The organism is Altererythrobacter sp. BO-6 (assembly GCF_011047315.1).
Lineage (GTDB): Bacteria > Pseudomonadota > Alphaproteobacteria > Sphingomonadales > Sphingomonadaceae > Erythrobacter.
Genome location: NZ_CP049259.1, coordinates 606,694 through 632,212 on the forward strand (window position 1 = coordinate 606,694; position 25,519 = coordinate 632,212).

General features: G+C 62.0%; 27 protein-coding genes, 1 tRNA gene and 1 other RNA gene. 6 read left to right on the forward strand and 23 right to left on the reverse strand.

The annotated features are described in order from the left end of the window. Positions 1–87 precede the first annotated feature (87 nt). The 5 genes from G6N82_RS02940 to rpsB form a co-directional block, all read right to left on the reverse strand. Positions 88–1,005 carry an alpha/beta hydrolase-fold protein gene (locus G6N82_RS02940; RefSeq protein WP_165193567.1) on the reverse strand — a complete coding sequence of 306 codons (918 nt, stop codon included), beginning with the start codon at positions 1,003–1,005 and terminating at the stop codon, positions 88–90. A gap of 134 nt (positions 1,006–1,139) precedes the next feature. Then, positions 1,140–1,568, reverse strand: coding sequence for a hypothetical protein (locus tag G6N82_RS02945; RefSeq protein ID WP_206520284.1), 429 nt, complete (start codon positions 1,566–1,568; stop codon positions 1,140–1,142). A 148-nt stretch (positions 1,569–1,716) separates the two neighbouring features. Beyond that, the gene (locus G6N82_RS02950) at positions 1,717–2,301 is read right to left on the reverse strand and encodes a MarR family transcriptional regulator (RefSeq protein ID WP_165193569.1); all 585 of its coding nucleotides are present in this window, start codon (positions 2,299–2,301) and stop codon (positions 1,717–1,719) included. Beyond that, positions 2,267–3,193 (reverse strand): translation elongation factor Ts, encoded by a 927-nt coding sequence (gene tsf / locus G6N82_RS02955; RefSeq protein ID WP_165193571.1) that lies wholly within the window; start codon positions 3,191–3,193, stop codon positions 2,267–2,269. Before tsf ends, G6N82_RS02950 begins: the two co-directional genes overlap by 35 nt. Before the next feature lie 97 nt (positions 3,194–3,290). Next, positions 3,291–4,040 carry a 30S ribosomal protein S2 gene (gene rpsB / locus G6N82_RS02960; protein WP_165193573.1) on the reverse strand — a complete coding sequence of 250 codons (750 nt, stop codon included), beginning with the start codon at positions 4,038–4,040 and terminating at the stop codon, positions 3,291–3,293. A 327-nt stretch (positions 4,041–4,367) separates the two neighbouring features. On the opposite strand from rpsB, the gene G6N82_RS02965 reads away from it, so the two are divergent. Continuing rightward, on the forward strand, positions 4,368–4,592 hold the full coding sequence (locus G6N82_RS02965) for a hypothetical protein (RefSeq protein ID WP_165193575.1): 225 nt from the start codon (positions 4,368–4,370) through the stop codon (positions 4,590–4,592). Here G6N82_RS02965 and pssA read toward each other — a convergent pair. From pssA to G6N82_RS02980, 3 genes are all read right to left on the reverse strand, one after another. Continuing rightward, on the reverse strand, positions 4,567–5,322 hold the full coding sequence (pssA, locus tag G6N82_RS02970) for a CDP-diacylglycerol--serine O-phosphatidyltransferase (protein ID WP_241255240.1): 756 nt from the start codon (positions 5,320–5,322) through the stop codon (positions 4,567–4,569). The genes G6N82_RS02965 and pssA overlap by 26 nt on opposite strands. A gap of 71 nt (positions 5,323–5,393) precedes the next feature. Next, positions 5,394–6,146 (reverse strand): phosphatidylserine decarboxylase, encoded by a 753-nt coding sequence (locus G6N82_RS02975; protein ID WP_165193579.1) that lies wholly within the window; start codon positions 6,144–6,146, stop codon positions 5,394–5,396. A gap of 55 nt (positions 6,147–6,201) precedes the next feature. After that, complete coding sequence (locus G6N82_RS02980) at positions 6,202–7,347, reverse strand: beta-ketoacyl-ACP synthase III (RefSeq protein ID WP_165193581.1); 1,146 nt, start codon at positions 7,345–7,347, stop codon at positions 6,202–6,204. 159 nt (positions 7,348–7,506) lie between these two features. Here G6N82_RS02980 and G6N82_RS02985 point away from each other — a divergent pair. The 3 genes from G6N82_RS02985 (at position 7,507) to G6N82_RS02995 (ending at position 9,303) form a co-directional block, all read left to right on the forward strand. Beyond that, positions 7,507–7,592 (forward strand) — tRNA-Tyr (locus G6N82_RS02985). 63 nt (positions 7,593–7,655) lie between these two features. Next, the gene (gene rlmB, locus G6N82_RS02990; RefSeq protein ID WP_165193583.1) at positions 7,656–8,444 is read left to right on the forward strand and encodes a 23S rRNA (guanosine(2251)-2'-O)-methyltransferase RlmB; all 789 of its coding nucleotides are present in this window, start codon (positions 7,656–7,658) and stop codon (positions 8,442–8,444) included. Between the two features lie 13 nt (positions 8,445–8,457). Then, on the forward strand, positions 8,458–9,303 hold the full coding sequence (locus G6N82_RS02995; RefSeq protein WP_165193585.1) for a hypothetical protein: 846 nt from the start codon (positions 8,458–8,460) through the stop codon (positions 9,301–9,303). 98 nt (positions 9,304–9,401) lie between these two features. Here G6N82_RS02995 and G6N82_RS03000 read toward each other — a convergent pair whose 3' ends face one another. The 14 genes from G6N82_RS03000 to G6N82_RS03065 form a co-directional block, all read right to left on the reverse strand. Next, complete coding sequence (locus G6N82_RS03000; protein ID WP_346773759.1) at positions 9,402–9,788, reverse strand: HU family DNA-binding protein; 387 nt, start codon at positions 9,786–9,788, stop codon at positions 9,402–9,404. Positions 9,789–9,934: 146 nt separating this feature from the next. Continuing rightward, on the reverse strand, positions 9,935–12,331 hold the full coding sequence (gene lon / locus G6N82_RS03005; protein WP_165193589.1) for an endopeptidase La: 2,397 nt from the start codon (positions 12,329–12,331) through the stop codon (positions 9,935–9,937). Positions 12,332–12,464: 133 nt separating this feature from the next. Next, the gene (locus G6N82_RS03010) at positions 12,465–13,286 is read right to left on the reverse strand and encodes a hypothetical protein (RefSeq protein WP_241255170.1); all 822 of its coding nucleotides are present in this window, start codon (positions 13,284–13,286) and stop codon (positions 12,465–12,467) included. Between the two features lie 2 nt (positions 13,287–13,288). After that, complete coding sequence (locus G6N82_RS03015) at positions 13,289–14,083, reverse strand: class II aldolase/adducin family protein (protein WP_241255171.1); 795 nt, start codon at positions 14,081–14,083, stop codon at positions 13,289–13,291. Positions 14,084–14,129: 46 nt separating this feature from the next. Next, the gene (locus G6N82_RS03020; protein WP_165193593.1) at positions 14,130–14,471 is read right to left on the reverse strand and encodes a YbaB/EbfC family nucleoid-associated protein; all 342 of its coding nucleotides are present in this window, start codon (positions 14,469–14,471) and stop codon (positions 14,130–14,132) included. A 9-nt stretch (positions 14,472–14,480) separates the two neighbouring features. Beyond that, the gene (locus G6N82_RS03025) at positions 14,481–16,289 is read right to left on the reverse strand and encodes a DNA polymerase III subunit gamma/tau (RefSeq protein ID WP_165193595.1); all 1,809 of its coding nucleotides are present in this window, start codon (positions 16,287–16,289) and stop codon (positions 14,481–14,483) included. 5 nt (positions 16,290–16,294) lie between these two features. Beyond that, positions 16,295–16,930 carry a hypothetical protein gene (locus G6N82_RS03030; protein WP_165193597.1) on the reverse strand — a complete coding sequence of 212 codons (636 nt, stop codon included), beginning with the start codon at positions 16,928–16,930 and terminating at the stop codon, positions 16,295–16,297. A 51-nt stretch (positions 16,931–16,981) separates the two neighbouring features. Then, an RNA gene (gene ffs / locus G6N82_RS03035) (signal recognition particle sRNA small type) lies at positions 16,982–17,076 on the reverse strand. Between the two features lie 55 nt (positions 17,077–17,131). Next, positions 17,132–18,199, reverse strand: coding sequence for a hypothetical protein (locus G6N82_RS03040; RefSeq protein ID WP_165193599.1), 1,068 nt, complete (start codon positions 18,197–18,199; stop codon positions 17,132–17,134). Further along, the gene (locus G6N82_RS03045; protein ID WP_206520285.1) at positions 18,196–18,837 is read right to left on the reverse strand and encodes a hypothetical protein; all 642 of its coding nucleotides are present in this window, start codon (positions 18,835–18,837) and stop codon (positions 18,196–18,198) included. The genes G6N82_RS03040 and G6N82_RS03045 overlap by 4 nt, the downstream gene beginning before the upstream one ends. Positions 18,838–18,945: 108 nt before the next feature. Continuing rightward, positions 18,946–19,224, reverse strand: a complete 279-nt coding sequence (locus G6N82_RS03050; RefSeq protein WP_165193603.1) for an ETC complex I subunit — start codon at positions 19,222–19,224, stop codon at positions 18,946–18,948. Between the two features lie 15 nt (positions 19,225–19,239). After that, a complete protein-coding gene (gene hrpB / locus G6N82_RS03055; protein WP_165193605.1) occupies positions 19,240–21,672 on the reverse strand; it encodes an ATP-dependent helicase HrpB in 2,433 nt (810 codons plus the stop codon). Positions 21,673–21,721: 49 nt separating this feature from the next. Then, positions 21,722–22,228: a hypothetical protein gene (locus G6N82_RS03060; RefSeq protein ID WP_165193607.1), complete on the reverse strand. Its 507-nt coding sequence runs from the start codon at positions 22,226–22,228 to the stop codon at positions 21,722–21,724. 8 nt (positions 22,229–22,236) lie between these two features. After that, positions 22,237–23,247, reverse strand: a complete 1,011-nt coding sequence (locus G6N82_RS03065) for a polyprenyl synthetase family protein (RefSeq protein ID WP_165193609.1) — start codon at positions 23,245–23,247, stop codon at positions 22,237–22,239. Positions 23,248–23,313: 66 nt separating this feature from the next. Here G6N82_RS03065 and G6N82_RS03070 point away from each other — a divergent pair, with 66 nt between their 5' ends. Together G6N82_RS03070 and G6N82_RS03075 are read left to right on the forward strand one after the other, a co-directional pair. Beyond that, positions 23,314–23,631 carry a chorismate mutase gene (locus G6N82_RS03070; protein WP_165193611.1) on the forward strand — a complete coding sequence of 106 codons (318 nt, stop codon included), beginning with the start codon at positions 23,314–23,316 and terminating at the stop codon, positions 23,629–23,631. Positions 23,632–23,719: 88 nt separating this feature from the next. Next, positions 23,720–24,103, forward strand: coding sequence for a PilZ domain-containing protein (locus tag G6N82_RS03075; protein ID WP_165193613.1), 384 nt, complete (start codon positions 23,720–23,722; stop codon positions 24,101–24,103). 2 nt (positions 24,104–24,105) lie between these two features. On the opposite strand, the gene G6N82_RS03080 is transcribed toward G6N82_RS03075, so the two are convergent. After that, complete coding sequence (locus tag G6N82_RS03080) at positions 24,106–25,443, reverse strand: HAMP domain-containing sensor histidine kinase (RefSeq protein ID WP_165197911.1); 1,338 nt, start codon at positions 25,441–25,443, stop codon at positions 24,106–24,108. Positions 25,444–25,519: the final 76 nt, after the last annotated feature.

Sequence of the window (25,519 nt, forward strand, 5' to 3'; positions counted from 1 at the left end):
CAGAATCCTTGCGGGTTGCGAACTGGGCTGAGTCCTTAGCCACCAAGTCCGCTGCGCGCAAAGGGAAAGGCCGCTATTCCCGCACGCCTATTGCGCCCGAAGCGTGTGCAGCAGGCCCTTGGTAAAGCCGCGCGGCGCGACCGACATATGGTCTTCATCCGGCAACACGTCCGATTGCAGCTGCAGCGCCGGGTAACCCCTCTCGCGGAGCATTTCGGCAAAGACGCGGTTGTCTGCCACCATGTCCACTTCCTGCATGTAACGCCGGTCGCCGATCCGCTGCGCCTCATATTCGCCCACGTACATGTACACATCCGCATCGATCGAAGGCAGCCGGTCGAGCAGGCCTGGAGCTTGTCTCAAGAGGTATTTCTTGTCGTACCAGAAAGACGGGCTGCCCAGCACATAACCGCTGAACATTTCGGGGGCGGTCATTAGGATCTGCGCGCCCAGCAGGCCGCCATAGGAATGGCCGACATAAACCCTGCGGTCTGGTGCAGCCCGGAATCGGCCCTCGACAAACGGGATGACCGTATCGCGCAGATAATCGCGATAACGCAAAGATTCGCCATGGCGAGCGTCCTTCGGCGCGTCCGAGGCGCCGTTGGGGGTTGGCGTGTAATCGCGGCGGCGGCTGGCCATCGAATCCTGACCTTTTTCGTAAGACAGGCCAATGAGGATGAACTCCTCGACCCGCGGCCCTGCCCCATTCATTCGGCGCCCGATCAGGCGCAACATGGGGAAGCCATAGTCGGCATCTGTGACATAGACGGCTGGGTAGGTCCGCGCCGCACTTTCACCATAGCTAGGCGGCAGGCTGACAAAGACCTGATAGGTCAGGCCACTGGCAGGATCGGATAGGTCAAACACCTGCGTTCCGAGGAGTTCGTAAGGCGCGCCTTCGCCGCGCTGCGCTGGGACCTGTGCCGATCCTTGAAAGGCCAGCGCGCCGCACAACGCAACCATTCCCAACATTAACGCCGCGCCCGCTTGCCACTTGCTCATTGAAAATCCGGCGATCCGAGTTGTTTATGGAGCGGCATTATTGCCAGCTCCGAGAACCGCAATGGCGATGATACACTGCTACGCGCGAAACGTGCCGAAATGCCGACCAACAGTTACGCCGACCCGCGGCCGCTTCAGGCCAATAACCACGTAGCCGCGGTGGCATTGGCGGCTGCCAATGCAAAATCGATCACGAAAATGCGCAGCATAACTCCGTCAAAGACATTCCAGGCGCCTCCACCCCGGCGATTTTGCAAAGCAATCGGGATGTTGCCGACAAATTGCGAACCATGCGCCAAGGCATTAAACGCAAGCAGCACAGCCCATTGGCTATCGCGGTCGAAACTCCCGAAGTTGAGGACCAGCAGGATGTTCAATACGGACAGGGCGAAGTTGAAACCGCCCAGGAAGCGACCGCTTTCGACCAGCGCGTCAAAGGCGCCGTTATCGCGGTGGTCCCGATTAGCGACCAATACTTTGGCAAAGATTTCCCTGCGCAGATAGAAGGCATGAAAACCCATGCCGAACCAGATGGCATTCAACACAAGCACGAATTCAAGCACGGCGCTGGCTCCTTCCGTCAGCACCGCATTGGCACTGCTTAACGCGAGCTAGATCGCGGCCAATCAACTTAGTCAATACTTGAACTAAATTTCTCCGTGTCGAGTACCTTCATCTGCGTTGGCCGACACAACGGCAACCCGCGACCGCCTAGCGCTTGGTCTCGATACTCGAAGCAATATCGCGAACCTGGCGCAGGAACCTGGCAATCACTTGCTGCTCCTGCTCCGAAAATGGCGCCAGGATCCTCTGGTTGATTTCACGCGGGCCTTCCTTGGTGCGTGCCACCAACTGACGCCCTTCTTCAGTGAGGCTCAATATCGAAACCCGGCCATCGCTAGAGCTTGCACCACGAACCACCATCCCGAGCTCTTCAAGTGTGTTTACCAGTCCCGTCAGCCGGGACTTGCTGTGACCGGTGCGGCGCGCCACCTCCGAACTCGGCAGATCGTCCTCAAACGACAAGACGAACATGATCACCTGATGGGCGGTGGTGATACCTTCCGTGCGTCTCAGGACTCGATCAAGCGACTGGAACAGCTTGGAATGGCTCAGATGAAGTTCGTGAAGTACCCGCAGCATCGGTGCCGTTAGTCGTAACCCAAGGTCGCTAATCATCAAACCGGATTCGGCCGCCCGCAAAAGAAAAGGCCACCGGATCTGCACCCGGTGGCCCCATTCTTTGCAGGTTAAAGGCCGCTTAGCCGGCGACAGCAGCAGCCACTTCCGCAGCAAAGTCGCTGACTTCCTTTTCGATACCTTCGCCGAGCTGGAAGCGGACGTAGTCCTTCAGGACGATTTCGGCGCCGGCATCCTTGCCAGCCTTGGCAACGGCGTCAGCGACGGTGAGCTTGTTGTCCATCACGAAGGCCTGGCTCAGCAGCGCGTTTTCCTTGGCGAATTTCTTCACCGCGCCATCGACCATCTTTTCCTGCACTTCAGCCGGCTTGCCGCTCTCGGCAGCCTTTTCGGCAGCGATCTTGCGCTCACGCTCGATCACTTCGGGGTCGAGACCGTCGGCATCAAGCGCCTGCGGGAACATCGAAGCGATGTGCATTGCCAGCTGCTTGCCGAGCGGCTCGAGCACGTCAGCAGCGGCGGCGCTTTCGAGCGCTACCAGCACGCCGATCTTGCCCAGGCCCTCTGCTGCAGCGTTGTGTACATAAGGCACGATCACGCCTTGCGACACAGCCACGCTCTTCATGCGGCGAACCTGCTGGTTCTCGCCGATGGTTGCGACGTTGTCGGTCAGCTTGTCGGACACGGTGCCGCCGTCGGGATAGGCAGAAGCCTTGAGAGCGTCGACGTCATCTGCGCCAAGTCCAAGCGCAACCGCAGTGGTCTTGCGCACGAAATCCTGGAACTTGTCGTTCTTGGCGACGAAGTCCGTTTCCGAATTGACTTCAACCGCAACGCCCTTGGTCCCAGCGACAGCAACGCCGACCAGGCCTTCAGCGGCCGTGCGGCTCGACTTCTTCTGCGCGGTAGCGAGGCCTTTGGCGCGTAACGCGTCAACCGCAGCTTCGATATCGCCGTTTGCTTCTTCAAGCGCCTTTTTGGCGTCCATCATGCCCGCGCCGGTCTTTTCGCGCAGGGCCTTCACATCAGCAGCAGTGAATGCAGCCATGGTGGTTTCCTTTTCAAATATATCTGTGAGCGCCGGGTACCCTGATTTCAGGATCGCCCGGCGCACTAGGGGGTAATGGTGACGAGTGCGTGACGCCTCAGGCGTCGACTTCGGCCGGCGGCTGTTCCATCGCGCCGATATCGGCACCGCTGTCAGCCACGGCACCGCCGCGGCCGGCAATTGCGGCAGCCGCGATGGCGTCGCAATAGAGGCGCACTGCACGTGCGGCATCGTCATTGCCCGGGATCGGGAATGCAATGCCTGACGGATCGACATTGGTGTCGAGCACGGCAATCACCGGAATGCCGAGCACAGCGGCTTCCTTGATCGCCAGGTCTTCCTTGTTGGCGTCGATCACGAACATCACGTCGGGAATGCCGCCCATGTCGCGAATGCCGCCGAGCGACATTTCAAGCTTCTCACGCTCACGGGTGAGGTTGAGCACTTCCTTCTTGGTCAAACCGCTGGTGTCGCCCGACAGCTGCTCTTCCAACGTCTTGAGGCGCTTGATCGACTGCGAGATCGTCTTCCAGTTGGTGAGCATGCCGCCCAGCCAGCGGTGGTTGACGAAGTGCTGGCCCGACTGGCGGGCAGCCTGCGCGATCGGCTCCTGCGCCTGGCGCTTAGTGCCGACGAACAGCACCTTGCCGCCTGCACGCACGGTCGATTCGACGAAGTCGAGTGCGCGCGCGAACAGCGGAACGGTCTGCGACAGGTCGATGATGTGAACACCGTTACGGGCGCCGAAGATATACGGCTTCATCCGCGGGTTCCAGCGGTGGGTCTGGTGGCCGAAGTGTGCGCCGGCCTCGATCAATTGCTGCATGGTGACGGTAGAAGCCGCCATAATTCAATTCCTTTCCGGTTATGCCTCTGGAGAGCTGGAACCTTGCTGCGGTATCGCCCGCGTCAGGCACCGGTATGTGCGCTCACCATGTGGATTTGCCCGCCATCGGAAACCCGCCATGGCTTTCCTGATTGCGAACGCCGCGCGCCCTAGCTGCCGAAACGGAAAAAATCCAGCCTGATTCGTCAAAATTTGCTGACGCGGTCATTTTCACGCTTGACGAACAGAACAAATTAAGAACATATGCATGGGAACAAACGCGGTACAAGGGTGCTATCAACCGCCCCGCCCCCAGTCAAGCGGGCACACCGCCAAGGAGAACGGAACATGCTGAGCCTTGCACTGATCGCCCTTTTCGCCACGGCGGCAATCGTGTCACTGGTCGTGCTCGCGGATTGCGCGCTCAAGCTACGGCATGCCTGGGGTGCGGTGAAGCACGAACTCGCCCGTGAATGGTCTGCCCCTGTCAGCGAAGGTGCGGTGGTAATGCTCCGCCCTACCCGTCAGCCGGAGCGGGCAGTGCCGGTTACGCCGCTTGCCGTTGCCGCTTGATGCGGCCGTATTTGATCAGGGCCCAGGGCATCAGCGCCAGGTAGATCGCGCAGATCGCCGCAAGCGTCCACCAGGGCTCTTGCAGTAACGCACCGAAAGCGAGCGCGAACACGGCGATCACTTCCAGCCTGATGCTGCGACGCGGACGGATCGACTTCCAGCTGAAGGTCGCGATATTGGAAATCATCAGCACGCCGACCGCCGCCAGCCAGATCGACACGAACACCGGATTGCGGAACTCGGCCATGTCGGTCGCCATCCACAGATAGAACGGCAGGAAAGCCAGCCCGGCCCCTACCGGGGCTGGAACGCCGGTCAGGAACCCGGCCGATTTGTGCGGCTGGTCATCGGTATCGATCTGGGCATTGAATCGTGCCAGCCGCAAAGCTGCACAGATTGCGAAAGCCAGCGATGCGAACCAGCCCAGCCGCGGCAGGTCCTGGATCGACCAAAGATACAGGATCAACGCCGGCGCCACGCCAAAGCTGAGCGAATCCGCCAGACTGTCGAGCTCGGCCCCAAAGCGCGATTGCGCCTTGAGAAGCCGCGCAATCCGCCCGTCAATCCCGTCAAGGAAACCGGCGAGGATAATCGCATAGACCGCCAGATGCCATTCACCCGCGATCGCGAAGCGAATCCCGGTCAGGCCCGCAGCCAATGCAGCGGCAGTGATGGCATTGGGCAAAAGCGCGCGTAGCGTCAGGCTGCGCCCGGGCCTGCCAACGGCAATCTCGTCCTCCGCGGCGCGTGGCCCGACCCGCGGCGCTCCTTCAACCGCGCCGTCGTCGCGCGGCTCGCCGTTCACTGCGAAATGCCTTCGAGCAGTTTCTGCGTACCAACCTCAGCCAGGATGGTCTCACCCGCGACGATTTTCTGCCCCATCAGCACCTTGGGCGAAGTGCCCGCAGGCAGGTAGACATCAACCCGGCTGCCGAAGCGGATCAGGCCGACGCGCTGCCCGCTGGCAACGATATCGCCCGGCTTCACAAAGGGCACGATCCGCCGCGCAACCAGGCCGGCGATCTGGGTGAAGCCGATTTTCAGGCCGTCCTGACGCTCGATCAGGAAATGCTGGCGCTCGTTTTCCTCGCTCGCCTTGTCGAGGTCCGCATTCATGAACTTGCCGGGGATATAGACCAGCCGTTCCACCGTGCCGCTGATCGGGGCGCGATTGATGTGGACGTCAAATACACTCATGAAGATCGAGATGCGCGTCACCGGCCCATCAGGCAGGCCGGGCGCGCCCGAACCGTCATCCAGCCGCAATTCGGCGGGCGGTTCGCACACCGTGATCAGTGAGACGAGCCCGTCAGCCGGGGCCACGATCAGATTGTCGCCTTGCGGCACCACCCGCTCAGGGTCGCGGAAAAACGCGAACACGCCGGCTGACAGCAGCAGCATCGGCCAGCCGATGATCTCCCAGTCGAACAGGAGTAACGGGATGAGGCTGAGCCCCACCGCGATCAGTCCGAACTTGCGCCCTTCCGGGTGGATCGGCGGCCAGCTCCAGCTGACATTGCCGCGCCCCTGATTATCGAGAATTTCACCTGCCATGCACCGCATCTAGGGCCTGCGGCGCGGTGCCGCAAGCCAAGCCTGCCTGCTTTGCTCAGGCTGTCTTGCGCACGAACACTGTCCCCGCGGAGTAGCCCGCCCCAAAGCTGCAGATCAGCCCCGTATCGCCGGCCGCCAGATCCTCATTATGTTTGTGGAAGGCGATGATCGAACCCGCGCTGGACGTGTTGGCGTATGTGTCGAGCACTGTGGGGCTTTCGTCTTCGCTCGCTTCATGGCCCAGCACGCGCTGCGAAATCAGGCGGTTCATGCCCGCATTGGCCTGGTGCAGCCACAAGCGGCGCAGGCTATGCGGATCGATGCCGAGCCGTTCCGCTTCATCCACGATCATCTGCGCAACCATGGGCACGACTTCCTTGAACACCTTGCGCCCTTCCTGGACGAACAGCTTGTCCGCAGTGCCCTCGGTTTCGGGATGCGCGCGATTGAGAAAACCGAAATTGTTGCGGATATTGTTGGAGAAGACCGTCTTGAGCTTGGTACCCAGAATGTCCCAATGCGCCGCTGGGGCGATGGCGGCGTCTTCCACCAGCACGGCTGTTGCCACGTCACCGAAGATGAAATGGCTGTCGCGGTCGCGCCAGTTGAGATGGCCCGAGGTAATTTCGGGACTCACCACCAGCACGCTATTGGCATTGCCCGCGCGAATATAGTCCGCCGCGGTCTGGATCCCGAAGGTGGCCGAAGAGCACGCGACATTCATATCGAAGCCAAAGCCATCGATGCCCAGCGCGTGCTGGATCTCGATCGCCATCGCCGGATAGGGGCGCTGCATGTTCGACGCGGCGCAAAGTACGGCATCGACGTCTTGCGGGTCGCGCCCCACCCTCTCCAGCGCCTGACGCGCCGCTTTGACCCCGATCTCGGCCATGATCGACAACTCGTCATTGCCGCGTTCTTCCCAGCGCGGCGCCATGATTGCGGGATCGAGCACGGGCGCCTTTGCCATCACATGGCGCGCCTTGATGCCGCTCGCCTTCTCGATGAATTCGACCGAGCTGTGTTGCAGTGGCTCGGTCTCGCCTGCTGCAATCGCCGCCGCGTGTTCGGCGTTGAAGCGATCGACATAGGCGTTGAAGCTGGCGACCAGTTCTTCATTGGTGATGACATCCTCGGGAGTGAACAATCCGGTCGAGGAGATGACGGGGCGCCCGGTCAGGCTTGTGGGTGTCGTGTGCATGCGACGCCGGTTAGTCTTTGCCGATCATCCGGGCAAGCATCACTGCATGATTGTTGACAGCGCGAAGCCGCTTCGCCAAAGGGGCGCGTCTCGGCGACGCGGTGCTTTGCGGCAGCGCATCTTGAGCGGCGGATTTCCGCCCGCATCGACCCGGTAAGTGGACAGGTGGCCGAGTGGTTAAAGGCAGCAGACTGTAAATCTGCCCGCGCAAGCGTACGCTGGTTCGAATCCAGCCCTGTCCACCACCGCCAACACTCAAACGCAAGACTGCCCTTTCCCTCGCCGCAAGTCGCTGGCATGGCGTTCCGATGCCAAAGAATAAAAGCAAAGCGTTGCGCGGGCGCGCAGGACGGATGAAGGGCGGACGCGGGTCAGGCCGCGCCAGCGCCGGGCACGTACGGCTGTGGGGGCGCCATGCGGTTGAGGCTGCACTCAAGAATCCGGAGCGCCAGCACCGCAAGCTGTGGGCGACGCGTGAGGGGATTGATTCGCTCGATGGCGAGCTGCCGCCCGATTTCCCGGTCGAATATGCCGATGTGCAGGATCTCGCCCGTCTGGTCGCCAAAGACGCACCGCATCAAGGATTAGTGCTTGAATGCGCGCCACTGGAAGACGTGTTCCTCGACGAAGTGATGGACGGTGAGGCATCACACCCGCTGGTGATCCTCGACCAGGTAACCGATCCGCACAATGTCGGCGCTATCCTGCGTTCGGCTGCGGCATTCGGGGCGGCTGCAATCGTTACCCAGGACCGGCACGCCCCACCCGAATCCGGTGTTGTCGGCAAATCTGCGTCGGGCGCGCTCGAAGTGGTGCCATGGGTGCGCGTGGTGAACCTGGCGCGCGCCCTGGAGGAAATGGCCGAGGCCGGTTACTGGCGGATCGGCCTGACCGGCCACGCCGAAGCGACACTGGCCGAAGCCCTGCCCGCTGGCCCCGTGGCGCTGGTGCTGGGCGCGGAAGGCGCCGGTATGCGCCACAATATCGAGGCGCATTGCGATGCCTTGGCCAAGCTGCCCATCACGCGCGCGATCGAAAGCCTCAATGTCAGCAATGCGGCGGCGATCGCGCTTTATGCCGTCGCCACCCGAACCTAGGAGGACCCCCGCCATGCTTGCCCGCCTGCTTTTCGTTCTGGCCGCACCGCTGCTGTTGACCGGGTGTCTGATAACGCCGGGCAAGTTTGTGTCGGAACTGGTGCTGGAAAAGGATGGCACATTCGCCTTCACATATGAGGGCGAGATCTTCTTCCTCGGCTTGAGCAAGCTAGCGCAGATGGAGCAAGCCAGCCAGGAATTCGAACCCGAGACATGCTACGATGATGAATTTGAGCCGCGCGAATGCACCGCGCAGGAACTGGCTGACCAACGCGCTCAATGGGACGAAGGTGCTGCGGAACGTGCCGCGAAAGCGAAGAAGGACGCTGAGGAAATGGCGGCCATGATGGCGGGGATCGACCCGACCGATCCGGAAGCCGCCGATGAATTGCGCCAGCTGTTGCTGCGCCACAAGGGCTGGAACCGGGTTGATAACAAGGGCGATGGCGTGTTCGACATCAGCTATTCGACCTCGGGCCAGCTCAGTCACGACATGATGTTCCCCGTGATCGAAGGCTTCCCGAACACCACTTTCTTCGTCCAGGTGATCTTGCGGGATGACAATGTCGTAAGGGTCGAAGCACCAGGATTTGCGATGCAGGACAATGCCAATCCGCTGGGCGCGATGATGGGCGGGATGGCCGCACTCAAGACACTCGGCTCAGGCAGCAAGATGGAGCAGGCTTCGGAGAGTTTCCCGAAGCTCGACGGCACTTTCACGATTGTGACCGACGGCAAGATACTGGCCAACAATACCGATGAGGGTCCGCGCGAAAGTGCAGGGAAATCGCAACTGGAATGGAAAGTCGACCAGCGCACCACGGATTCACCGACCGCGCTGGTCAAGCTGGGCGGCTGAACACGCGCTTGGCCATGGCCCGAAAAGAAAAACCCCGCCGTATGGCGGGGTTCTTCGTTTCAGCTGGGCGCGAGACGCAGCTCCAGCACAATGTTGGCTTAGTTCACCGCGTCCTTCAGGCCCTTGCCAGCCTTGAACTTGGGCTGGTTAGAAGCCTTGATCGTCATCGGCTCGCCAGTACGGGGGTTGCGCCCGGTCGATGCCTTGCGCTTTGCCACAGAGAAGGTGCCAAACCCGACCAGACGCACTTCGTCGCCGCCAGACAATGCCGAAGTGATGGTATCGAACACACCTTCCACTGCGCTCGATGCATCGCTTTTTGACAGGCCGCTGGCATTGGCAACCGCGCTGATCAGATCGTTTTTGTTCATCTTCGAAAACCCCTGTAATTCGAATGTGGTGTGCTGTTCGGCTCGACGCCTCTGAGAAGGGAGGCAAATTGAGACGTTTTTGCAGGGGCTGTCAAAGGCAAATCGCGCAGAAATGCGTCGTTTTCGGAGAAATCGGGACCAATTGCGGCGAACCGATGGTTGCGACTTATGCGCCTCGCAAGATTAACCATCCGCAGCGGGCAAATATGGGGCGCGGCGCAGTATCGATTCGCTGCGCCGCACCATTGTTCGTCGACAGATCAGTGCGCGGTCTGAGCGCCCTCTGAACCCGGCGCAAGCGGCGCTGGCTGGCTGGCGAGATCATCCGCCTCACTCCATTCGATCGCTTCCAGCCGTTCCGTCAGCGCCAGTTCCAGCACTCGATCAACATGGCTGACCGGAATGATCTCCAGCCCTTCCTTCACATTGGCCGGAATTTCCGCGAGATCCTTCACATTCTCTTCCGGGATGAGAACGGTCTTGATACCGCCACGCAGCGCAGCCAGCAGCTTTTCCTTGAGCCCGCCGATCGCCAGCACCCGTCCGCGCAAGGTCACCTCACCGGTCATCGCGACATCCGGACGCACGGGAATCCCGGTAAGGGCTGAGACGATCGAAGTGACCATGCCGATACCTGCGCTGGGGCCGTCCTTTGGCACCGCACCTTCGGGCAGGTGGATATGGATGTTGCGGCGCTGGAACAGCGAAGGCTTGATCCCATAGGCCGGCGCGCGCGCCTTCACGAAACTGAAGGCCGCGGCGATGCTTTCGCTCATCACATCGCCCAGCTTGCCGGTCGACTTGATCTCGCCCTTGCCCGGCGTCGTGACGCTTTCGATCGTCAGCAATTCACCGCCCACCGAAGTCCAGGCGAGGCCGGTCACCGCGCCAACTTGTGGCTCGTCTTCCGACATGCCGTGCTTGAACTTGCGGACGCCGGCGAAGTCCCCAAGATTTTCCGGAGTGATCGTAACCGAAGTCACTTCCTTCTCCAGGATCTTGCGCAGGCTCTTGCGGGCCAGTCGCGCAATCTCCCGCTCCAGTGTGCGCACCCCGGCCTCACGCGTGTAATGCCGGATCAGGTCGCGCAGGCCCGCTTCGGTCAGCTCGAATTCGCCCTTCTTCAGGCCATGCGCTTCGATCTGCTTGGGGATCAGGTGACGCTTGGCGATCTCGACCTTCTCATCCTCGGTGTAGCCTTCGAGGCGGATGATCTCCATCCGGTCAAGCAGCGGCTGCGGCAAGTTGAGGCTGTTTGCCGTGGTGACGAACATCACATCCGAAAGGTCGAGGTCGAGTTCCAGATAATGGTCCTGGAACGAATTGTTCTGCTCCGGATCGAGCACTTCGAGCAGGGCCGAAGCCGGATCGCCGCGGAAATCCTGGCCCAGCTTGTCGATCTCGTCGAGCAGGAACAGCGGATTCGCCGAACCGACCTTCTTGAGGTTGCTGACGATCTTGCCCGGCATCGAGCCGATATAGGTGCGACGGTGGCCGCGGATTTCAGCCTCGTCGCGCACGCCGCCCAATGACTGGCGCACGAACTTGCGCCCGGTTGCCTTGGCGATCGACTTGCCAAGCGAAGTCTTGCCGACGCCCGGCGGGCCGACGAGGCACAGGATCGGGCCTTTCAGCTTGTTCGTGCGGGCTTGCACCGCAAGATATTCGATGATCCGGTCCTTGACCTTTTCCAGCCCGTAGTGATCGGCGTCGAGCACTTCCTGCGCCTTGCCGATGTCCCTCTTCAGGCGGCTCTTCTTGCCCCACGGGAGGCCCAGCAGCACATCTAGATAGTTGCGGATCACCGTCGCTTCCGCGCTCATCGGCTGCATGCTCTTGAGCTTCTTGAGCTCTGCCGTGGCCTTGGTGCGCGCTTCCTTGGAAAGCTTGGTTTTCTCGATCTTTTCGGTCAGTTCGGCGATCTCGTCGCCTTCTTCACCATCGCCGCCGCCCAGCTCGCTCTGGATCGCCTTGAGCTGTTCGTTGAGGTAATATTCGCGCTGGGTCTTTTCCATCTGGCGCTTCACGCGGCCGCGGATCTTGCGCTCCACCTGCAGCACCGACAGTTCGCCTTCCATGAAGGACATGACCATTTCCAGCCGCTTGAGCGGATTGGTTTCAGTCAGCAGCGCCTGCTTGTCGGAAACCTTGGCGCTGATCGCAGCGGCGATTGTGTCAGCCAGCTCGCCCGCGTCGTCGACATCGCCGATATCGGTGGCGGCATCATCGCCCAGCTTCTTGTTGAGCTTGGCATATTCGGCAAACTGCTCGGTCACCTGGCGCATCAGCGCGGTTACTTCACTGCCCGACACGGTCTGCCCATCGAGCGAGGCGACATCGGCAACCACATAATCGCCTTCAACCTGCAGGTCATGCAAGCGCGCCCTCGCCTTGCCTTCGACCAGCACACGCACTGTGCCGTCAGGCAGTTTCAGCAGTTGCAGCACCTGCGCAACGACGCCGACGTCATAAAGATCGTCACGCTCGGGATCGTCGCAGCCCGGCTCAAGCTGGGCGAGCAGGAAAATGTCCTTGCTCGCTTCCATCGCGGCCTCCAGCGCGGCGACCGATTTTTCGCGTCCGACGAAAAGCGGCACGACCATGCCGGGAAACACCACGATGTCGCGCAAGGGAAGAAGGGGGAATTGCTGGTTCATATCTGTCCGTGGCCGCCATTGGGGCTGAGCCTTGACCGGAATATGGGTAGCGGCGTGGCTGCCCGCAATGGGCAGTGCAAGCGTAGCTGTGGATGCCGCGATACCAGTGCTGACCTGCCTCGCTTCCGCGCGATCAGCCTTGCGTTACCTCTGGGGTCCGCCCGCCGTGGGAATCGAGTATTTCGCGCGCGATCGAGCCGTCGATAGACGTCAGCCGATCATCCACCGCGACGAAAACCTTTCCCCGCTGGATCTGCCGGTCATAGAAGGCGGCGGACACGCCATCGACGTCATGGTCGGTCAGCATCTTGGCGATCGCGCCTCCGGTAGCGCCGATAATGCCGCTCACCGATGCGACCGAGGCGATAGCCGAACTTGCCAGCGCGCCCGCCGCAGCGACCGGGCCGACCCCGGGCACAAGCAGGAAAGCGAGGCCCAGCAGCGCACCCGCGACACCGCTGCCCGCCACGGCACCGGCGATACCTAGCGGGCCATGCCCTTCCGGCCACTTTGCATCGGGATCGCTGAAATGGCTGGCGCGGCACAGCAACGAGAGAGATCGCTCGGGAAATCCAGCTCGTTTAAGCGCGGCGATTGCCGCTTCCGCAGGCTCACGAGCGTCGAAAATCGCTGTGATCAGATGCGCCTTGGCATTCTGTTCGCGTTCGCGCGCCGCTTCGAACTCGGCAGCAAAACGCGCGCGCTCGCTTTCAGACCGGAAAACAACCCGCAGCCCCGCACTGTCATGCAGTTTCTGGACACTCGGGGTATCGACCGGCTGGAACAGGGTTCGCAGCAGCATGTCGCGCGTGGTCTGCCGCAGGACCTGGTCCGTGCCGCGATTGATCCACTCCACAGCCAGCGGGCGTGGGTGCCCCTCGCTCAGGTAATTGACCGCCAACAGGTCCCCTGCGCGGATGACAAAGGCCGGTCTGGCGTTCGTCTCGCTAGCCAAGGTCAATCGCGGAAACTGGGATCGATCCGGTCGAGCTTGCGCAGCAGCGCCGGCCAGGCAAGGCCGTTGGCGATCATCCCGATGCCCGCGGCAGGGGTCTGCGCCTTGACCTTTTCCGGCGTACCTTGCGGCGGGTTGTGCAAGCCGTCCCGCCCGGCGGAGAGCATTTTTACCTGTGCATCACAAGCACGCTCAAGGAAATAGAGCCGCAGGAAGCATTCGCCCACAGTCTTGCCGATCGCCAGCGTGCCGTGGTTGCGCAGGATCATGACATGCTTGTCGCCCATGTCCTGAACCAGACGTTCGCGTTCTTCCAGGTCGGTCGCGATGCCTTCATACTCGTGATAGGCGATATCGTGCCGCGCGATCATCCCCGTCTGGGTGTGTTCCATCAGCCCGTCTGCCATGGCGCTGACTGCCTGGCCTGCCGGCGTGTGCAGGTGCATCACCGCATGCGCGTCTTCGCAATTCATGTGCAGCGCCGAATGGATCGTGAAGCCGGCTGGATTGACCGGATGCGAGGTGGGGATCACCGGCTGGCCGTCGACATCGATCTTGACCAGGCTGGATGCGGTGATTTCCTCGAACATCATGTCATAGGGGTTGATCAGGAAGTGATGCTCAGGCCCGGGAACGCGCGCCGAGAGATGCGTAAAGATCAGATCATCCCAGCCATAGAACGCGACCAGCCGGTATGCTGCCGCCAGATCCACACGCACTGCCCATTCCGCGTCGCTGACCTGCGCGCGGACGTCGGCATCCGATCCCGTCCCGCGCTCGTTCATCAAAGTCGCCATGTCAGTCTCTCCATCGTTCCTTGCGACCGTTTTAGCATAAATCGGTTCAGCCCATCCCTGGCAAATTGAACCCCGGCGGCAGCCCCAGCCCGCCCTGCATCTTCTGCATTTCCTGGTTCGAAACCCGGTCAGCCTTGTCGCGCGCATCGTTGAAGGCGGCAGTCACAAGATCTTCCACCATCTGCTTTTCTTCCGGCTTCATCAGGCTCTCGTCGATCTCGACGGCCAGGATTCGGCCCTTGGCACTGGCCCGGACCTTGACCAGGCCACCGCCGGACTGACCCTCGACCTCGATTGAGTCGAGCTTGGCCTGCATGTCATTCATCTGGCTCTGGATCGTTTCAGCGGCCTTTTGCGCCGCCTGGATCATTTCTTCCATCGATTTCATCGCGGGGGGTTACCTACTCCATTTGCTGCCGCCAGCCTGGGCGACAATGTCTCCATCGCCAAGCAGTTCCGCTTCGGGAAAGGCTTCGAATGCAGCCTTGACCAACGGGTGTTCGCGGACCTGCTGTTCACGAGCCAATTTGGTGGCCTGGTCCTGTTCGCGCAAGGTCGGAGCTGCGTTGCCTTGCCCGCGTTCGACCTGCCAGCGGGTGCCGGTGAGGCGGAACAGGCAATCGCGCAGCTCCGCGCCCGGATCTTCCGACAGGCCATCGGCCACCTGGTAGACGAGCCGGCCCGGCGCCAGTTCAATAACCCGCACCCAGTCACGCATCAGCTGCGCCAGCCGCAACTGGCCGCTATCCTCCACCTGCTGCACAAGCCCGGCCCAATCCGTTCCGCCCGAAAGCGAACCCCCGGTGGCATCAGGCGCATCGCCGCCAGCACTCGCTGCGGGCGCAGAGGGCGCCACGCCGCGCTCAGCCAGTTCCTCGATCTTCTTCGCCAGCTTGCCGGGATCGGGCAGGTCAGCGGCGTGCATGACCCTGAGCAGCGCCATTTGCGCCGAAACGAGCGGATCGGGCGCCTGCCGCACTTCCTCATGCCCCTTCAGCAGCAATTGCCACAGGCGGTGCAGCTGCGCGGCTGAAAGCCGCTGCGCAAACTCGCTTAGTGCAGCCCGCTCGTCAGCCGTCGGAGCATTGGGTTCAGCGCCGGAGACTTGTGCCAGCGTGATCCGATGGATCAGGTCCATCAGGCCCCGCATCAGCGCAAGCGGTTCGACCCCCAACGCATATTGCTCGTCCACCGCTGCCAGCAATGCCTTAGCCTCGCCCTCCAGAAGATGCGCCAGCAAGCGGCGCTGCGCGCTCTTGTCGGCCAAGCCCAGCATGTCGCGCACGCGCGCCGCCGTTACCGTGCCGCCGTCTCCCATGTCCGCATGCGCAATCGCCTGATCGAGGATCGACAGGCCGTCACGCACCGAACCTTCGGCGGCATTGGCAATGATGTGCAGCGCCTCCGCCTCAGCCTCTACGCCCTCTTTGACGCAGACATTGCCGAAATGCTCCTGCAGCAGCTCTGCCGGGATGCGGCGCAGGTCAAACCGCTGGGTGCGGCTCAACACCGTCACCGGCAGCTTTTCGACCTCGGTCGTCGCGAACAGGAACTTCACATGCGGTGGCGGCTCTTCCAGCGTCTTGAGCAGCGCGTTGAACGCATTGCGACTGAGCATGTGCACTTCGTCGATGATGTAGATCTTGTAGCGCGCAGAGACGGCGGCATAGCGCACCGCCTCGATGATTTCGCGCACGTCATCGACCCCGGTGTGGCTGGCGGCGTCCATCTCGATCACGTCGATATGGCGGCCCTCGGCAATCGCCACGCAGGGTTCGCACTGGCCGCAAGGATCGATCGTCGGCCCGCCCTGCCCATCCGGCCCGATGCAGTTCAGTGCCTTGGCGATCAGCCGTGCGGTTGATGTCTTGCCGACCCCGCGGACCCCGGTCATCAGGAAGGCGTGCGCCAGCCGGTCACGCTCGATCGCATTGGCCAGCGTGCGGACCATCGCGTCCTGCCCGATCAGCTCGCTGAAAGTTTGCGGGCGATATTTGCGCGCGAGCACTCGATAGGGCTGGTTGGACGCTGGAGCGGCGGGTTTTACCGCCGCGGGCGCAGCGGTCGGCTGCGGAATGGCAGCGGGTTCAGGATCGCCGAACATGGCTGATTGGCCGGCGGCTTCCAGCTCGGCCGCGCTCGCCTTATCCTCTTCCTGCTCCTGATCCCAGGGCGGAGTATCAGTGCTGTCCGGTGAATCACCCATAGCCGCTATCTAGGCACCCTTGGCGCACTTGTCGAAGCGGTAGTCGTCACTGTTCCATCAAGACCGAGTTTTATACCCCATTCGGACGTCGGCAACACATTGGCGTATTCGAGCGCATAGCTGCCGATTGCCAAACACAGCGCGAGGATGGCAGCCCCTCGCTTCTTCGTTGCCCATGCCCAAGTGACCGGTCCGAAATAGATCAGCTTGTGGACGAAGAACCAGTACTCGGTGATCGCGGGGAGCGCGCGGGTGAACAGTAGCAGGTGAAGGATGATGTTCGCCGACAGGATGCCGCCAAGCACATAACGTTTGCGAGCCCAGAAATGCCCGTCGAGGTCATCCCAATCCTCTTGTGTGCGGGGAAATACCAGCGCCGCAGACAAGAAATAGAGCAACGCCAGGACAAGCGCCATGAACATCGTGGGCCAGTTGATCTGGATGATGTCGCGCGCCGACCAGGTGAATAGCCAGAAACTGCTGATGTCGAGCAGTACAAATATGGCCAGAAGCGGCGTCAGCAAACCGATCGACCGCCGCCGATGCGAGTCGATTGCATCGGCAAACCTTACGGCAACTTCAGCTACGGTCAGCCCGAGCAAAAGCCCGAAGAAACTGAAGAAATATTCGAAATCGCTCATTCCCGCCCCCTCAGGAGCAGAGACTGACCCAATTTACGGTGCTGGAAAAGCTAAAAAGGAGCCGGCCGACCCGCTGCCATCCACCTGGGCTGCTTCCTTCCGGACCTGACCCGGTGAGCGGACGCGAACGTCCGACCGACTCCCAGGCGGGCATATGGCGGCGGAGATGCAGTTTGGCAAGATCATTGCCAAAGAACGAACTCAGTCGAGCGCGATGCCCCGCCGCACCGCTTCGGCCTCCAATGCAGCATTAAGTTTTGCCCAGCGCGCCGCCTGCCTTTCATCCGCCGCGCGCTGTTTCGCAAACAAACTCAGGAATTTCTGGCAGACCGTTTGGCCGTCACCTTGCTTCTGTGCCTCCATAATCGCGCCGGCATCTTCAAGGAAACCGATCAGGTCATCCTGGCGCTCCTCCGACGCATCAGGATAAAGACCTTCCTCGACTTGCCAGATGTCTTCTTGCGGGATCTTGCCTGATTCCAGCATCTTCCAGACCAGCCATGTGCGCAAACGCTCGCCAAATCGTGCGGCATCGCCCTCGGCATTCGCTTTTGGGAAGATTTCGTCAAGCTTGTGCCCGGCGGCTTCGAGCTTCTCATTGGTCGAAAACATGTCATGGATTTCAGGGCGATCGCAGGTCGAAGGATCGGGCAAAACTGCTCTTGCAACTTCAACCATGGCCGGTCGGGGAGAGTCGGGTTCGAGAAGGCCCAACCCTTCATTATCGGCCATCGTGTTCAGCTCGATGTCTGAGCAGGTGACCGCATAATTGCCCGACATTTCGATTTCGATCAGCAGCTGGCGCGGCTCACCATCGATCATGAACTCCTTGGCATACCGCCACTCCTGCCAGCGCGGATCGTATCGAACGTCGTCGGCCAGATCGCGCCATCCGCCCTTTTCGAGCATTTGTGCCAGGCCAAGCTGCCATTCCACCCCGTCAACCTGATCGCTCTCCTCCATCGCTGAATACCATGACAGTCGATAAAGCCGGTCTGACCAAGAGCTATAATCCGCCATGGCCTCGCGAAACAGGCGCGTGGGATCTTCAGCCGTGACCTTCGCCAGCGCGGTCTGATTCTGTTGTTCGCGCGTCAGGCCGAATGTAAGACCAGTGGTGCCAACACTGGGGCACAGCGCCTCGATTTCCCCGAATGAATTGGGTGTGGGACGCGCTGCAAGAGCGGGCGCTCCCGAGCCCACGACCAAAGCAACCGATCCGATTGCAGCCAAGGTGCCGCGCAACACGTGATAAGACTTGAACGTCATTTGAGCGTAATCCCCAACCGGTTCGCTTCAGCCTCAAGTGCAGCGTTTAACACCGCCAGCCGATCTGCCCGGTCCGTGCTCGTCTGCCAATCGTACAGAAAGGAATCGCGCACGGCCTCGCACAGGGCCATCCCGTCATGCGTATCTTCGGCCTCTCCCAAGCGGTTGCCGATTTCCGCCTGCCGTTTGAAATTCTCGAGTTGCTCGGCTGTGGAGATGCCAGGATCGGCTGTGAGGAGGTTGCCGAGCTGTTCCTTGGTAAGCCCGCCTTCGTTGCGAAGCCGCTTGAGAAGCCATGCTTTCAGCAGCTCGTGATATTTGGCTTCTGCCCGCAAATCCGGAATTTCGGCGACATGTTTGCGCAGGACGTCTTCAAGCCCGTTGAGATTGTCGAGCGCGACCAGGTCGTCACCAAAATCCGAACTCGCACAGTTGAAATTGGATAGGAAGGTATCGACCTGCCGCAGCCAGCCAGCCCCTGGATGAACCGGTTTCGGGTCGTCAGCCTCTGCCTGCTGGTAAGCGGGATCGGCAGCGCGCGCCTTTGCTTCAAGCGCAGGGTTTACGGCCAGCGCCGATCCGCTTGACCCAGCCGAAACCGCAAGCAGAAACAAGTGCAGCATGGATTTACCCGACATGATCCCCTCCAAACCAGCGAAGTGGTTGTCGATCCGCGATCAGTGGCAAGGCCTCAAGACCTTAGATGTAGCGGTACATCGGCGCAGCGGTGCTGGCCTTGCGCCGATCTAGCGGAAATTGTCGGCGTAAGCCTGCAGCTTGAGCGCCTTGGGCGGGGTGGCGTGTACACGCGCGGCGATCCCGTATTTCTCGGCATAGGCTTTCGCCGCATCCTTGCTCGGGAAGCTCAGCGAAACCTGCGCCTGCGTATCGCCGCTGCCGGTCCACCCCATCAGCGGATCGGGCCTGCGCGCTTCGGACTGCTCGAATTCGAGCACCCATTCATCGGTGCGGGCCTTGCCCGATTGCATGGCGTTCTTGGGTCGCTGGTAGATACGTGCGCTCATCCAAGGCCCTCTAATTCAGCCTTGGTCCTTTGAAAAGGCGTTCTTGGTCTTCAAACTCGGCTTTTCCGCCCATGGCTCATCCGGCCAGCGATGCTTGGGATAGCGGCCTTTCATGTCTTTCTTCACATCGGCCCAGCTGCCGCGCCAGAAGCCAGGCAGGTCGCGGGTCGACTGGATCGGGCGGCCCGCCGGGCTGGTGAGCTTGAGCAGCAAAGGCGTGCGCCCGATCAGCGGATGGCGATCGAGCCCGAACAAGGCCTGGACCCGCACCTCGACGCTGGGGGCATCGTCACCGGCGTAATCGATCGGGTGGTGCGTACCGGCAGGAGAGGCGAATTCGCGCGGTGCCTCGCGGTCGAGCAGTTGTCGGTCGCCCCAGTCGAGCTGGTTCAGGATCGCCTCGACCAGTCTTCCGCGCGATACTTCCAGGTCGCGCCGTCCCTCCAACAAGGGCCGCAGCCAGTCAGCGGCACTCGCCTGCAAATGACCGATTTCCAGCGCCTTGACCCCTGAGAACGTTCCCCGAGCCAGGAGGTCTTTCGGGACCAGTTCCCCCAGCTTCTCCACCGCTTTTTCCACGAGTTTATCCACAATCGCTTCGGGATCGGGATCCGGGTCGGGACCGCTGGCCAGTGTGATCGCCCCCAGCCGCCTTTCGAGCCGTGCTTCGACGCGTTTTTCATCTCTATTCCAGCGAATTACCGAGCGCTTTTCGATCATTTCCGCAAGTCGGGTCTCAACCTCTTGCGGGCTCAACTCGGCCGCCGCGGTGATCCGCGCGCCCTTTGCCTGCCCCTGCGCGTCGCCGATCACCAGCCACTCGGCCCGTGCCAGTGGCGATGCGGGATCAAGCTGGAAGCCCCTGCCCCCGGCCGAAAGCCATTGCTCGCCGCTCGGGTCCCGCCGCCTGGCGATGAAATCGGGGCGGGCCAGCGCAAGGAACAGCGCCGGATTGAGCGCTTCATTGCGCGTGGCGGGTATCAGCCGCTCAGCCGCAAGAGCCCAGCGCTGTGCCAGCTTACGCGAAGCTTCGGCCCTACTGCCCCGTTCGCTATCCCAACGCGAAAGCCGCTGCAGCAAATCCTCTCCGCGCCCGCCCAGTCCGCGCTCCTGCATCAGCAGCACCAGTTTCGCTGCCTCCTCGGCCTGGCCCGCTTCGGCGCCAAACAGCACGGCAGCGGCGCCAACTGGATCAAGCGGCAGCGACGCGATCTGTTGTCCACGCGGCGTGATCCGCCCCTCACCATCCAGCGCCCCAAGCCGCTCAAGCTGCGAACGTGCAGCAGCCACTGCAGGCGCAGGCGGCGGGTCAAGCCATGGCAGCGACGCCGGATCGGGCGTGCCCCATTGCGCCAACGTCAGCACCAGGGGCGCCAGGTCGGCGGTGACGATTTCAGGCGGATCGAATTCGGGCCGCCCGGCATGGCCGTGCTGTTCCCACAGGCGGTAGGCGATGCCCGGCCCCTGCCGCGCCGCACGCCCTGCCCTTTGCGCCGCTGCCGCCTGGCTCGCCCGGCGCGTGACGAGATGCGTCGTCCCCGCAGCCTTGTCATACTCGGCATGACGCGCCAGCCCGCTGTCGACCACCACCGACACGCCATCGAGCGTGAGCGAGGTTTCGGCGATCGCAGTTGCGAGCACAATCCTCCGCCGCCCGTGCAGGTCACGCCTGATCGCCGCGCGCTGGCCGCTTGGTTCGACCTGGCCGTGGAGAGGCAGCACCGGAACCTCGGGCAGCCGCGCCTCCAGCCGCTCGCGGGTCCGCTCGATCTCGCCGACACCCGGCAGAAAGGCGAGGATATCGCCTTGCTCGTCGCGCCATGCCTGCATCACCGCATCGGCCATCGCATCCTCGATCCGCGCATCGGGGCGGGCGCCAAGCCAGCGGATCTCAAGCGGATAGGCGCGCCCTTCGCTTTCGATAACCGGTGCGCCCTCTCCAATCAGCCGCGCAAAGCGCGCGCCATCGATCGTCGCCGACATCACCAGCACGCGCAGGTCTTCGCGCAGCACCGCGCGGCTTTCCAGCGCCAGCGCCAGGCCAAGATCGCTGTCGAGGTGCCGCTCATGCGCCTCATCGAACAGCACGGCGGAAACCCCGGCCAGTTCGGGATCCTCGACGATGCGATTGACGAAGATCGCCTCGGTCACGACGAGGATGCGGGTCTTGGCCGAGGTCTTGCTGTCGAGCCGGGTGAGGTAGCCAACGGTTTCGCCGGGCTGCTCGCCCAGCATTTCGGCCATCCGTTCGGCGGCGGCACGCGCCGCCACCCGCCGCGGAGACGTCAGGATGATCTGCCCGGTGCACCACGGCTGATCGAGCAGCGCGGGCGCCACCGCAGTCGTCTTGCCTGCCCCCGGAGGGGCAACCAGCACCGCCGCGCCGTGCACATCGAGCGCGCGCAGCAGCTCTGGCAGAACCTCTTGGATGGGCAGCTGTTCAGGCACGTCTGCGCCCTAGCCAACTATGGAGCACGGTCAAAGCGGAAGCCGCAAATCAGTCGAACCGGAGTAGATCGCCATACTCGCTGGCCAGGCCGGCGAGCCTTGCTGCATGGTCATTCCAGGGCCTTGCACCCATCTGTCGCTCGATCGCCGATAACGCAGCCCGCTCTTCATCCGAGAGAAACTGCCAGAATTGCTTCCGATCCAACGCGCCGCAAGTCGCTGCAAAGTCATGCTGGAGCTGTTCGAGCACGAAATAGCCCGAATGGAGGCCGAGCCCGAGGAAATGGAGCAAGTCCCGCCCGACAACCCGGTTAGGCGCTTCCGCCATCGGCACTGTCATTACGATCGGGCATGCCCCTGAAATGCCATTGCCTAGATCAAGGAAGCTGTAGTGTACGCCGTCGCCACCTGTGCTGGCGAAGACCGAGCAATTTTTCGGGGTCTCTTCATAGTGCGAGGGACCCGGCGTTTCGAGGAACAGCAATCCGAAGCTGTCGAGCCCGTCGAAGGACGCCAGCAATCGCTCTAGCGTGACAAGCTCGGATGGCTTGCCCATCCGTAGAGTCAATACCCGCGCGCCACCGCGAATTGCGCGGCTTCGGCCATCGCCTGGCGCGCCTTGGTATCCGGGAAGATCGAAATCGCATCGATTGCGCGCTGGGCGAAGTGGCGGGCCCGCTCACGCGTGTCCTCCACCGCATTGTGCCGCGCCATCAGTTCGATCGCATAGCCGAGGTCTGCATCAGTGGAGCGGTGCCCCATCACGGCATCCTTCCAGAACTTGCGCTCAGCCTCGTCACCGCGAGCATAGGCGAGGATCACCGGCAGCGTCATCTTGCCTTCGCGGAAATCGTCGCCCTGGTCCTTGCCCATCTGTGCGGCATCGGAATCGTAATCGATCGCGTCGTCGACCAGCTGGAAGGCAACGCCCAGATTGCGCCCATAATCCTCCAGCGCGCGCTCCTGCTCCTCGCCGCATTCGGCCACGACCGCGCTGATCTGGCTGGCAGCGGCGAACAGTGCCGCGGTTTTCGCGCCGATGATGTGAAGGTAGCGCTCTTCGCTGGTTTCGATCTGGCGCTGGGCAGAAAGCTGCGAAACCTCGCCCTCGGCAATCACCGCGCTGGCGTGGCTCAGGATCTTGAGTACCCTGAGCGAGCCGTCCTCGGTCATCAGTTCGAATGCCCGGCTGAACAGGAAATCTCCCACCAGAACGGTCGCGGGATTGCCGAAAATGATGTTGGCTGCCGCCTTGCCGCGGCGCAACTCGCTGCCATCGACCACATCGTCATGCAGCAAGGTGGCGGTGTGAATGAATTCCACTGCCGCGGCGAGTTTGTGATGGCGCGTGCCCTCGTATCCGACCAGCGCCGCACCCGCAAGTGTCAGCATCGGGCGCAGTCGCTTGCCACCACCTGAAATGAGGTGGCCAGCCAGCCGCGGGATCAGCGGGATTTCGCTCTGCATCCGGTCAAGGATCACGGAGTTTACCGCATTCATGCCACCAGCGGTAAGCGACAGCATCGGCTCCAGCGAAGGCTGCTTGCGGGGAAGAGGGACGACCTCGGCGCTCATGCAGAGGCACATGGCGGGCGCAAGCGCGCTTGGCAAGCGTGGATTTGCTGCTAGCTATGGCTGCCTATGTCGAGCGAAGCATCCTCCAACGAAACCCCTACCGACCCGGTGCTTGCCGGGTTCCGCAAGAGCATCGACAATATCGATGCCGCGCTGATCCACATGCTGGCGGAACGTTTCCGCATCACTCAGGCGGTGGGCGAATACAAGGCCAAGGTTACCCTGCCCCCGGCCGATCCTGCGCGCGAGGAGCGGCAGATCGCGCGGCTGCGCAAGCTGTCCGAAGAGGCTGACTTGGATCCGGAATTCAGCGAGAAATTCCTGCGCTTCATCATCGACGAGGTGATCCGCCACCACGAAAAGGCGCAATCGAACCAGCGCTGAACCAGACCGTGCCAACCGGTATCGACTAGTGACTTTCACCTAGGCACCGTTTCAAGCTCCATTTGCCATGCGAGCCTAAGCCTGTCCCATGGCACAGGCACAATCCGCCTATGACCCAATCCAAGAGGGGCGACGCGCCGATGCGCGGCTACGCCTGCATCTTCCCGCGCGCCTGGTGCTGCTCAATCGGAGCGCGCCTTGCATCCTGGAGAATATCTCGCTGACCGGGGCCCGGCTGGTCATCGAAAAGCCCCCGAAGGTCGGTGAATTCGGCGAAGTCCATGGCGAAGCCCTGTGCGAGTTCTTCGAAGTGATGTGGGCATCCGGGCGCCATATTGGCATCGCCTTCGACGAGCCGCTCAGGCCTGAAACACTGCTATATCTGCGCGAATTCAACGACAACTTTCCGGAATTGCAGAAGCGGGGAATCAAGCAATTGGCGCGAGCCTGGGTAACGGGCGAGCAAGAATAACCTCAGCTGCCGTCACCATCTGTGCTTCCGATCGCGCGCGGAAGTGCAAGGCGCACCAGCAGTCCGCCCAAATCCTCGCTCTCATCAAGTTCGACCGATCCGCTGTAGATCTCCGCCACATCGCGCACGATCGCAAGGCCAAGGCCAGTACCCGGTTTGCCGGTATCGAGCCGAGCGCCGCGATCGAAGATGCGCTCGCGCTCGCTTTCAGGAATTCCCGCGCCGTCGTCTTCGACCCAGATCACGCATTGTTCCGATCCGTCCTCGGCGTCGACGGTGACAAATACGCTACCGCCACCGTACTTGGCCGCATTCTCGATCAGATTGCCGAGGATTTCATCAAGGTCCTGGCGCTCGATCATCACCTGCACATCGCGATTACCAGCAATGTCTATGCGCGTATCGGGATAGAGCCGTTCAACGGCACGACGCACCGCTTCCGCGCTCTGGAAAACGCCGGCTCGGGCATGACCCACTGCACGCCGGCCGACTGCCCTTGCCCGCGCGAGATGGTGATCGACATGGCGTTGCATCGTGCGCGTTTCACGGATCACTGCATCGCCCAGATCGGGCGCACGCGCCGTTGCGGCATTGGTAAGCACAGTCAGCGGTGTCTTCAGCGCGTGCGCCAGATTGCCGGCATGCGTTCGGGCTTCTTCGGCCTGCTTCTGCGAATGCGCGAGGAGTGAATTGATCTCTTCGACCAGCGGCTGGACTTCGGCGGGCAAGGGTTCGGTAATCCGGTTGGCGCCCGTGTTGCGCAGTTTCTGGATCGCCGCGCGCACCCTGCGCAATGGCGAGAGGCCATAGCGGATCTGGAACAGCGCCATCAGGAACAACCCCAGCCCCAGCACCGCAAAACTCCATGCCAGGATTGAGCGTATCTCGGCGATCTGGGCGTCCAGATCCCTGGTTGCGCTCGCCACAGCGAAGGTCCAGCGCGTTTCGCTGCCCGGCAGGATCACGGTCCGTTCGGCCATGCGCAGGCTTTCGTCACCGAACTGGTCGGGATCGTAGAAATGCGCTTCGTCATCGAAGTGATCGCCGCGGAGGGTCAGCGTCCGGTCCCACAAGCTGCGCGAGGGCCATGGCTCAAAGCCGTCCCCGCTAATCTGCCAGTAAAGCCCGCTGTTCGGTTCAAGGAAGCGCTGGTCACCCAGCGTACGATAGAAAAACACTTCGCCATCGGGGCCGATCTCCGCCGAGGCGATCATCGCGGTGAGCATATATTCGAGCTGCTCATCGAAATTGCGCGAGACGAGGTTTGTCAGCGTGCGGTCGAGCGCAATTCCGCCGAGCAGCAGCAGCACGGCGATCCAGCCGGCTGCGATAAGCGCCATGCGCCGCGCCAGGCTGCCCTGGCCCGCCGGTTGCAGCGGCGCATCGGGCTTGGCCACAGCGGGCGCAGGCGCAGCG